General features: G+C 64.1%; 7 protein-coding genes. 6 read left to right on the forward strand and 1 reads right to left on the reverse strand.

The features are described from left to right. Window positions 1–32 precede the first annotated feature (32 nt). The 6 genes from rpmF to J2805_RS11665 all read left to right on the forward strand — a co-directional run bounded on the left by rpmF (window position 33) and on the right by J2805_RS11665 (window position 5,132). Complete coding sequence (gene rpmF, locus J2805_RS11640) at window positions 33–236, forward strand: 50S ribosomal protein L32 (RefSeq protein ID WP_009356569.1); 204 nt, start codon at window positions 33–35, stop codon at window positions 234–236. A gap of 18 nt (window positions 237–254) precedes the next feature. Further along, complete coding sequence (rnc, locus tag J2805_RS11645; RefSeq protein ID WP_104175399.1) at window positions 255–977, forward strand: ribonuclease III; 723 nt, start codon at window positions 255–257, stop codon at window positions 975–977. Between the two features lie 7 nt (window positions 978–984). Beyond that, window positions 985–1,965 (forward strand): bifunctional DNA-formamidopyrimidine glycosylase/DNA-(apurinic or apyrimidinic site) lyase, encoded by a 981-nt coding sequence (gene mutM / locus J2805_RS11650; RefSeq protein WP_309976241.1) that lies wholly within the window; start codon window positions 985–987, stop codon window positions 1,963–1,965. A gap of 415 nt (window positions 1,966–2,380) precedes the next feature. Then, window positions 2,381–2,812: a hypothetical protein gene (locus J2805_RS11655; RefSeq protein ID WP_309976244.1), complete on the forward strand. Its 432-nt coding sequence runs from the start codon at window positions 2,381–2,383 to the stop codon at window positions 2,810–2,812. Window positions 2,813–2,817: 5 nt separating this feature from the next. Beyond that, window positions 2,818–4,107, forward strand: coding sequence for an MFS transporter (locus tag J2805_RS11660; RefSeq protein ID WP_309976246.1), 1,290 nt, complete (start codon window positions 2,818–2,820; stop codon window positions 4,105–4,107). Then, complete coding sequence (locus J2805_RS11665; protein WP_309976248.1) at window positions 4,104–5,132, forward strand: TolB family protein; 1,029 nt, start codon at window positions 4,104–4,106, stop codon at window positions 5,130–5,132. The genes J2805_RS11660 and J2805_RS11665 overlap by 4 nt, the downstream gene beginning before the upstream one ends. A 342-nt stretch (window positions 5,133–5,474) precedes the next feature. Here the strand turns inward: J2805_RS11665 and J2805_RS11670 are convergent, their stop codons facing one another. After that, window positions 5,475–10,229 (reverse strand): DUF4082 domain-containing protein, encoded by a 4,755-nt coding sequence (locus tag J2805_RS11670; RefSeq protein WP_309976250.1) that lies wholly within the window; start codon window positions 10,227–10,229, stop codon window positions 5,475–5,477. Window positions 10,230–10,368: the final 139 nt, after the last annotated feature.

Consider the following 10,368-nt stretch of genomic DNA (forward strand, 5'->3'; position numbering starts at 1 on the left):
TAAGTGTTTTTCTAGAGAGAAATGAGTTAGCCGTGGCTGTCCCGAAGCGGAAAATGTCTCGCTCGAATACCCGCGCCCGCCGCTCCCAGTGGAAGGCAACTGCCCCCCACCTGGTGAAGACCGTTGAGAACGGCCAGGTTACCTACAGCCTGCCGCACCAGGCAAAGGTCGTTACCGACTCGGCTGGCACTGCGCTGTTCCTTGAGTACAAGGGCCGCAAGGTCGCAGACGTCTAATCGGCCCACTGGCTGAAAATGACGTCTTCAACTGAAGAGCTTTTGAAGCGTCTCGGTGTCTCTATTGACGCCGGGACGCTTCGTCTTGCTCTGACACATCGTTCATATGCCTACGAAAACGGCGGCATACCCACTAACGAGCGCCTTGAGTTCCTTGGCGATTCCATCCTGGGTTTCTCCGTGACGGATGCGCTGTACCGCGACAACCCGGCATTGCCTGAAGGCGACCTCGCGAAGCGGCGGTCGGCCGTTGTCAGCACCAGGGCACTTGCCGGAATCGGCCGCAGCCTCGGCATCGGTGACTACATCTACCTCGGACAGGGCGAAAAGCTCACCGACGGCAAGAACAAGTCCTCCATCCTGGCGGACACCATGGAGGCCCTCATCGGCGCCACCTACGTGTCCAACGACATCGAAACGGCCCGCCAGTTGGTCATGCGGCTCATCGGACCGCTGCTCCAGGACGCCGCTGCACTTGGCGCCGGAACCGACTGGAAAACCAGCATCCAGGAGTTGGCAGCCAGCCGCCAGCTGGGCAGCATCTACTACGCCGTGGAGGGTTCAGGCCCGGACCATGCGCGGACCTTTGAAGCTGTGCTCCGGATCGGCGGGACCGACTACGGACAGGGTGCGGGACGCTCCAAGAAGGAAGCCGAGCAGGAAGCTGCCGCCGACGCCTGGCGGAAGCTGTCGGCTGCCGGGACGCCAAGCCTTCCAGCGGAATCCGAAGCCGGCCGCTAGGTCTTCAGTGCCCGAACTGCCGGAAGTCGAAGTTGTCCGCCGCGGACTTGTGAGTTGGGTCCGCGGCAGGACAATCACCTCTGTTGACGTCCTGGACCCGCGCTCCATCCGCCGCCATGCTCTCGGCGTGCAGGATTTTGCCGGCAACCTCGAAGGCGCCCGGGTCCTGGACGTGGTGCGGCGCGGAAAGTTCCTCTGGCTTCCCTTGGAGGAGGCCGAGGCCGTGCAGCCGGAGCCCCTGGAGGTCCTTCCGCCCGGGGCTGTCCGACCGGCCGTGGCACTGATGGCGCATTTGGGCATGAGCGGCCAACTGCTGATGCAGGATGCCGGCGTGCCGGACGAGAAACACTTGAAAATCCGCCTGCGGCTCAGCCCGGCTGAAGGCATGCCGGAGCAGCTCAGGTTTGTGGACCAGCGCATTTTCGGCGGCCTGTTCGTGACGTCGCTCATCCCGACATCCGACGGCGGACCAGGCGGCCTAGGGGAACTCCCGGCGCCGGTCATTGCCGAGGAAGCCGCCCACATCGCCCGGGACCCGCTCGACCCGCATTTCTCCTTCGATTCCTTTTACCGCCGGCTGCGGATCCGGAAAACGGGCCTCAAACGCGCGCTCCTGGACCAGGGACTGGTTTCAGGCATCGGCAACATTTACGCGGACGAGGCCCTGTGGAGGGCCCGGCTCCACTACGCGCGGCCCACGGATACGCTCCGCCGCGCCGAGGCACTGAGGGTTCTCGAAGCCGCCCGCGAAGTGATGCTGGACGCCCTTGCCGCCGGCGGCACCAGCTTCGACTCCCTATATGTCAACGTCAACGGCGCTTCCGGGTACTTCGACCGGTCCCTCAACGCCTATGGCAGGGAAAACCAGGAGTGTAGACGCTGTGCGGCGGCGGGAATCGTGAGCCTCATGAAACGCGAACAGTTCATGAACCGCTCGTCCTACACCTGCCCCGTATGCCAGCCGCGCCCCCGTAATGGCCGGTGGTAGAGGTCCCAAAAAGCAGGTAGCGCCACTCTACCGAACTGTTTGTCACAGGTGACACACTGTGCCCAAGGCAGTCGGGGCTGCCGGTAGCGCAGATGCGTTGGTCTCCAACGCCTGAACGGGAGGCGGGGGCCCAATGATAGCCAAGAGGCTTGTCATCGTAGGGGTGAGTGTTGCAGCAGCGTTGGGCGGCACTGCGGTTTATCTGGATCAGATGGCGGTGGCCCCGGATGTCGGCGCGGCCGCTCAGTCAGGCTCCGTTCCCGGCGCCTCGGCCAGTCCCGGTGACAGTAGCCCATCCGGAGCGGCGTCCGAGGTACCCGGCGGAGGTGGATCGGGCGCGGAAGGGGGCGGCGCAGGCGGAACAGATCCCTCTCCCGGAAAGTCCACGGAGAGCCCGGCACCCGAGTCCACACGAATGGAAGTGCTTCCCCCTGTGTCCGACGCCCCAAGAGGGCTTCCGCTGCCATCGCCGCCGGCTGCACTGGTCAGCCTGCCGCTACCTGCCACGGCGTCCGCCCAAGGGAAAATCGTCGATGGCTTCCCGGCTGCCGCTCTCCCTTTCCCGGATGAGTCCATCGTGGTCTTCACCGGTGTATCTGCTGCGGACACCGTCCTTCAGGTGACAGCGGACGCCATTTCTGAGTTGAGCCGGGACTCCGTTGTGGGTCATTTCCAACAGCGCCTCATGACTGTCGGCTTCTGGTCTGAGGCCGCTCCGGCAGCCGAGGGGCGGCGGGCAGTGCGTTTCGTTCGGGGCAGCGATTCGCTGACCCTCACCACATCAACAACCGGAACGGGCAGTACGCGGTTTACGCTGCTCGGTAGCCTCCACGCGACGGCGGGGTAGCGGTCATGTACATTTCTGTCTCGGATCGGAACGGCGGCAAGAAGGACGCGCAGCCAACGTCGAACGATCCCCAACTGCCGCAGCAGGCCTTCCGTTTGTCCCCTGTCATTCTCTGGCTGGGGATCGTCAGCATGTTCACCGACATATCCTCCGAATCGGTATCGGCCGTCCTCCCCCTTTACATCACCGGATTTCTCGGTCTGTCCGCCATCGCCTTCGGAATTCTTGACGGAATCAACCAGGGGGCCAGCGCCATTGTGAGAATCGCCGCGGGCTGGGCAGCGGACCGGAGCGGACACCCGAAATGGATTGCCCTCGCAGGCTACGGCCTGTCCATGGTGGCCAGGGTAGGGTTCCTCTTCGCCGGCGGCTTCTGGGCGCTGACGGCGATCGTTACCGGTGACCGGATTGGCAAGGGTATCCGCACGGCCCCGCGCGATGCCCTCATCACCGTATCCGCCCAGTCTGAGTATCTGGCACGGCACTTCGGCGTGCACCGGATGCTGGACAACATCGGGGCTGCCAGCGGTCCGCTGCTCGCGTTCTTTATCCTTATGCTGATCCCGAACGGATACGGAACCCTCTTCGTGGTTTCCCTTGCTTTTGCGGTGATCGGGGTCGCCACACTCGCCCTGGTGGTGCCCAACCTGAAAACTGCCAAATCCGCCGGGACCGCACGGGAACCGCGGCGCCGCCCTTCCTTCGTTTTCCGCTGGAGCCTGTTGCGGGAGCCCGGACTTGGCCGGCTGCTTGTCGCTTCGGGTCTGCTTGGACTGCTGACGGTGGGGGACGGGTTCATTTACCTTGTCCTGCAGGACCGTGATTCATTTGCGGTGCAGTGGTTCCCGCTGCTGTATGTGGGCACGAACGTGGTTTTCCTCGTTCTTGCGATCCCGCTCGGCCGGCTGGCCGACCGTTGGGGGAAGGCAAAAGTCTTCGTGGCCGGGCATGTCGCCCTCCTGCTGTGCTATGTCCTTGCCGCCGTGCCGCTGGGCGGACTGGGCCCTACGCTGGGGTGCCTGGTCCTGCTCGGTGCCTTCTACGCCGCAACGGACGGCGTCCTCGCCGCCCTGGCAAGCCAGCTCACGCCGCCGGAGAAGCTGGCGACGGGGATCGGCGCCGCCCAGACAGTCGTTGCCCTCAGTCGAATGGCCGCTTCTGCGGGCTTTGGTGTCCTGTGGTTTGCGCTTGGTCCGTCCACGGCCATGTTCGTGGTGGGCGGCTGCCTCGCCGTCGCCGTACCGGCCTCGTTGCTGATTCTCCGGGCGGGCATTCGTCAGAGGCAGTCGGCTTGAATCCGGCCGGAGGCAGGAAGCGCTGGATCATCCTGTTGGCGATCACTGTACTGGTCCTTGCCGGTGCCGGGACATACGCCGTTGTTGCCTTCCAGCGCTTCCAGGAAAGCCGTTCGGCTGCATCCGCCGTCAGTGCGGCTTCCGGCGGGGCCCTTCCTGCCGCTTCGTTCGTGCTCTTCCGCAACACGGCTCCGGGGCAGGGATACGGCATGGCCGGCACTGTTCCCCTCGACGCACCTTCCGGTCAGCGGTTCCTGGCGGCTGAGGCCTGCGACCGGATTTACGGGACGGCGCGGGGCGTCGTCTGCCTGAAGACCAACCGGGGTCTTGTCACAAATTTCGAGGCTGTGCTGCTGGACAGGGAGTGGCAGGCAACCGGCCGGTGGGCACTGCCCGGCATCCCCAGCCGAACCCGGATGAGTGCTGATGGCTCAATGGTTTCCACCACCGTGTTCGTTTCAGGCCACTCATACGGCGCCTCGGGCTTTTCGACCGAGACTTCCATCAGCCGGACGGACGGGAGTGCCGGAACCGGCAACCTGGAAGACTTCGCCCTCCTTGTCAACGGAGCACGGGTGACGGCAGCGGACCGCAATATCTGGGGCGTGACTTTCGTGCCCGGAGACCCTGACGCCTTCTATGCCACCGCTGCGTCGTCAGGGCGCATCTGGCTGGTCAAGGGAAACCTCTCGGCCAGGACGCTCACAGCCGTCCACGACGGCGTGGAATGCCCGTCAGTGTCACCCGACGGTACCCGTGTGGCTTACAAGAAGAACACCGGCACGGCGCTGGCCACGCATTGGAAGGTCATGATCCTGGACCTGGCCAGCGGCAAGGAATCTGTTCTGGCAGAGCCGCGGAGTGTTGACGACCAGGTTGAATGGCTCGATGACGGAACACTCCTCTATGGCCTTGCGCGCGAAGGCGCCGACGGCGACAGCGACATCTGGCAGATCAAGGCGGATCCGTCCGCCGTCGCCTCCCTGTACATAGAGCATGCCTGGTCGCCTTCCGTGGTTCGCTGAGTCAAGGCACTCCCAGCTTCACCGGAAGGAGCGGTCGGGTTGTCCTGTTTCGGCGTACCGGCCTCCCAACCGCATGCGCCCCCGCCGGGGTAACACGGCTTTCCTCCCCGACCCGAACGACGGACTGCCTCGTGTCGACCTCCCGGCAACACCGGGACAGCGGCCATGCCCCGCGAAGTCCGCGGAGCGAGCCTGAGAGCTGCCGGCGCCGTGACCCCATGGGCAAGCGGGCCCTTTCTCTGCCGGCAGAGAAAGGGCCCGCTGTGCACCCGCATTTCGGAATACCCGACGTCCGGGAGCGCCTCCTGGCTGGCGGCTGCCGGACGTATACCGGTCCCGGACTTATGGTGAAGCAGGGGCGAAGACGACATCCACGAAGTAATTGGTCGCATTCCAGGAGTTCGTCGGGACCGGCCCGCCTGCCCCGTACCGGTAGACGCCGTTGTTCGGACCGGGGGCGGTGAAGACACCGTTGGTCCACGCCTGTTCGAAGAACGCCGAGGTGTACGCGTAGTTACCGTTGGGCGCCTGGTACGACACCACGTAGGTCTGGCCAACAGCCAGCGGGACGGGGTTGGCAAACATTGCCGTTTGCCAACCTGTCGACGTCTCGTCGGTGAAAGTCACCTCGGCGATCTTCTCACCGGCCGAATTCCACAGAGACCCCACATGGGTTCCGGTGTTGCCGGAGCCCTTATAGAAGCGGACGCCCGTGGCGTTACCTGCCGCGGACACGGAGAACGCGGTTCCCAGCTCAATGGATGAGTTGTCACCGGATGCAGCGGGAACTGCCGGCAGCAGCGAGCCGAACATGGTCTGTTGAGCAGCAGAAGGACTCGCCGTCGTGAATCGCCAGTTCACCGGTGCCAGCGCCGCTCCCTGTGTCGAGATGACGTTGCTGATGCTGGCAGAAAGCGCCGTACCGGAAGGGAGCGGCTGGGCTGGCGAAAACGTGACGGTGCCGGCGTCCGCTGACAGCGCTGCGCTTCCCTGGACCGGGGTACCGTCTGCCGACAAGGCGAATGTGAAGCCGGACTGAATCGGCCCCGAGAACGTGATGGCCGGCTTCGACGTGAGCGGGAAGTCCGTTGAGTCGGGTGCGGGCATCTGTGACACAACACTCAGCGGCGGTGCCATGCCCACGAAAACGACATCCACGAGGTAGCTCGCGCTCGCCGACGACGACGGGAAGTCACCGTTGTAGGAGTATGCGCCCTCCTTCGCGGATAGCGGCCCGCTGATAAGAGTTGAACTCAATCCTCCCGGCGTTGCCGAATACGTGCCTGAGGGAGTGCGGTAGGCCGCCACATATTCGGTGTTGGCCGCGATAGCCACTGGCTGGCTGAAGGTGGCGGTTTGCCACCCGGCCGTGGTTTCTCCGCTGAAGGTGACCGTGGCCAACTGCTGACCGCCGGCGGTGTAGAGGGCACCAGTGTGGTTTCCGGTGTTCCCGGCGGCCTTGTAGAAGCGGACCCCCGTAACCTGACCGGACGTGGTGCTGGAGAAGCGGACGCCCAGGGTCAGGGGCACTCCGTCGCGGAATTCCGCTACGTCGGGTACCACGGTGTCCTGGTAGAGCGAGCAGGGGCAGTCGCCCTCGGTCCGCGGCAGCGGTGCTGTGGTGAATGTCCAAGCCCCGCCCGACTCGAGCTCCTGTCCTGTCGTTGAGACTGCCGTCAGAGTGGCGGCGTAGGCAGTGGCTGCCGTCAGGGGTGCCGACGGCGTGAATTCCACCTTGCCGGTTGCCTGGTTGTAGGCCGTGGTCCCCGGGAGATCCGAGTTGTTCGGTCCTGTCAGTGTCATCCGGACAGTTGAAGCCGTCGCCGGCTTGGAGAGCGTCGCAGTCAGGACGGCGTCCAAGGCAATGCTCGATGAGCCGGGGTAAGGGGTGTGCCCGCTGGCCGCGAAAGGTACCTCCGGATATTGGGTCACTACGTCCACTAGGTAGCTGGCGAAGGACCGTGCGTCCGGGAAGTTGTTCGCGTATGAGTAAGCGCCGGCCTCGGATCCCGTCCTCAGGTTCCCTGAGCTGAGTCCGCTCCCGAATCCATTGATTGTTGCTGAATACGTTCCGATCTCCGTCTTGTAAGCCACGATGTATTCGGTGTTCGCCGCCATCGGCACCGGCTGGTCAAAGTAGGCGGTCTGCCAACCGGTGGTGCTCTCGTTGATGAACGTGACGGTGGCCAGCTGCTGGCCGCCGGCGGTGAAGAGTGCGCCCGTGTGGGTGCCAGTGTTTCCCGCCGACTTGAAGAAGCGCACACCCGTAATTGTTCCGGCAGTTGTGCTGTAGAACCGTACGCCCAGCGTCAGCGGCACACCGTCCCTGAACTCCTGGACTCCCGGGAGGACTGTGTCGTCATACAGACCGCACGGGCAGACGCCCGGGGGAAGCGGGGCAACAACTGTGGTGAACGACCACCTGCCACCGGCGGTCAGGGAGCCCCCGCCTGTTGCGGTTGCACCAAGCGCAGCAGTGTAGGTGGTCGCCGGGTCCAGGGGAGCAGCGGGCGTGAACGTTGCCTTCCGGGAAAGCCCGTCGTAGCCGACTGTGCCCGGTACAGATGTTCCATTGGAAGCAGTCAGGGTGAGCTGCACACTCGACGCAGTCACAGGCTTGGAGAATACCGCGCCCACCGTGGTGGCGGAGGAGACGCTGGAGGATCCGTCCAGCGGCCACTGCCCGGAGGCTGTCAGTGGCGTGTTGTCCACGGTGTCGAACACCGCATCGACGAAGTAATTCCCGTTGCCGAAGCTACTGGTTGGGAGCGTTCCCGGTCCGCCGTACACGCCGGCCGGTTCACTGCCGAACCCACCGGCGACGGTCAGGGGCGGATCCGTGAACCCGGTGCTCGCCCACTGGTAGTCCTTGATGGCGTAGCGGCCGTTGGGGGCCGTGTAGGAGACGGTGTACTTCTGTCCGGCAGTCACGGGGACCGGCGGGGTGAACATTACTTTTTGCCACCCCGAGGCGGTTTCCGAAGTGAAGGTGGCACTGGCCAGGCGCTGCCCGTTCGAATCCCACACCGAGCCGGCATGGGTGCCGGTATTTCCTGTGCTCTTGTAGAAACGGACACCGGTGATAAAGCCGTCCACGCTGGGCGTGACCTTCATGCCCAGCTCGTAGGCGCCGCCGTCCTGGGAATCGCTGACGGCGGGTACCTGGTCGCCGAAGACCGTGTAGGGGCCACTTAGCTGGACGTTGCGCGTCGTGGCAGTGCCGATGTTTGCACTGTCATCCACGGCGCGCACCTTGATGGCGGCCGTGCTGAACCCCTTCTGGAGATAGGTGTAGGTCCAGTTTTGCTTGCCCTGAGCCGGGTGCCACGTGCTGCCGCCGTCCGTTGAGACTTCGACTCCGGCAACGATACCTCCGGTATCGGTGGCTGTGCCCGTTACGGTCACTCTGCTTCCGTGTGCAATCGTGGCACCTTCGGCAGGTGAGGAGACGGTGGCTGTTGGCGCAGCCACGTCGCTGCTGGGCGCAGCCGCAGCCAAGGCTGGATCGCGCGTACCTGGCTGGGCTCCCATGTCTGCAAGCAGGTTGATCTGCGCCTGCTGCATCCGGGGGTCTGCGGCCGCGCCGCTTCCGTCGTGTTCCTGATCGAGACCCCATGTCCACTGGACTGTTCCGGCCGAGAAGACGAGGGCTCCGCTGGCCGCGCGGTACAAGGTGATGTTGTGGGTGGTGCTTCCTGCTTTGACCGTGTTGCCGAAATCCTGGAGGTACTGCTCCGCCGGACCCGTGGTCGTTGACAGCCGGACGAGTCCTGACGGCCTGAATCCGTTGTCCAAGTCCTCATTGGACTCGTAACCCACGGTGTGCGGGGCCAGCTGGGCGGAGCTCCCTGACGCCAGTGAAGCCAGGGAAGTATTGCGCCAGAGGCGCGCCTTGCCTTCGGCGGCGCTGACGGTGACTGGCAGGTCGGTGAAATTGGACATGTACAAGGTCCCGGTCAGCCCGTTCTCCGGCAGGCCACCGCCGTTTGCCTGGGAGGCGAACCTGGGATCGCGCCAAGTGCCGGTCCACTGCGTGCTGGGGTCTATCTTGCTGTTGGCCCAGGTCTCCTTGTATGACGTCAGGGTGCGGTAGGCCGTCCCGTCAACCTGAGATGGCTCGTAGCGGGTGCGCCAGTACATTTCGTTGCCGGACAGAAACTGCAAATTTACCCCCGCGTCGCGGGCTGCCTGCACATTGTCTCGCTGCGCCCCGGACCAGTATTCGTCGTGGCCGACTGAGAGGAACACTTTGTGGTTAAGAAGCAGGGAGCCGCTCCGGTCAGTGTCCACGCCACTGATGTAGCTCACGTCGTAACCGTTCTTCTCCAGGAAACGCACCAAAGGGTACTCGTTGCTAAAGTAGAAGTCGCGGCCGTCAGGACCACCCCTGGTAACAACCGGACGGTTGTAGCTAACCTTGTAGGCCCTGCCGTTCGCCCCGCCTTCGTAGAAGTCGGAGCCACCATACGTGTTATAGGCCTGCCATGTCGTGTCGGACGTCTGGAAGACCACGTCGGAATGGCTTCCGTCTGAGCGGACAATGAAAGTGATGTGGCTCTGGCCACCGGTGTCCGGACGTGTTAGCAGCGCCACGTACACGCCCGAAACGGCTGTCGCCGGGACCTGCCACGTGGCCGAGACAGCCCATGTTCCGCAATCATAGAGTTCGGTCGCCACGTCCGAAAGGCACTGGGGCTGCGCTTGCCGGAAGGCGGACGGCGTCACATTAGCGATCTTGCGGGCACCCAGGCCCTGGTACCAGCCGGTCCGGTAGATGGCGATGGTGTAATTGGACGCGTTGGTGTCGACCTTGAAGTTGATTGGCTGGCCGGCGTTGACGCTGATCTCCGTCGCGAATCCCTGGATGTCGGAATCGCCCGCGCCGATAATATCCCATTCCGACGGCGGGCTCCCCGTTTTTGAGTTTTCACACGCGATGGCGTTCACCAGCGGGGCGCAGGGGTCCGCCGCGAAGGCGAACGGTAAGAGCGCAGAGGGGGCCGCAACCGGCAGGAGGGCTGCCACCATGGCAATGGCCAGCAGGAAGATGACCCGCTTGAAGGCTTTCAGCGTGCGATCGGCTGAGGATACGGACATTTGAACTCCTGGAGTGAGTGCGCAGTTGCGGAATCGGGCCGTGCTCAAAGCACTGCCCTGCATGCCGCCCCCCGGCGCAGCCAAACCAAGATATTCAGTTATCCCTCAAAGCCGGGTTGCGCTGTTCAACGCCCCTCAC

It is taken from the genome of Arthrobacter oryzae, assembly GCF_031454875.1.
Classification (GTDB): domain Bacteria; phylum Actinomycetota; class Actinomycetes; order Actinomycetales; family Micrococcaceae; genus Arthrobacter; species Arthrobacter oryzae_D.

Coding starts and splice junctions, on each gene's coding strand:
- J2805_RS11670 (WP_309976250.1), bottom strand. CDS start 10,229: ATGTCCGTATCCTCAGCCGATCGCACGCTGAAAGCCTTCAAGCGGGTC.
- rnc (WP_104175399.1), top strand. CDS start 255: ATGACGTCTTCAACTGAAGAGCTTTTGAAGCGTCTCGGTGTCTCTATT.
- J2805_RS11660 (WP_309976246.1), top strand. CDS start 2,818: ATGTACATTTCTGTCTCGGATCGGAACGGCGGCAAGAAGGACGCGCAG.
- J2805_RS11655 (WP_309976244.1), top strand. CDS start 2,381: ATGGAAGTGCTTCCCCCTGTGTCCGACGCCCCAAGAGGGCTTCCGCTG.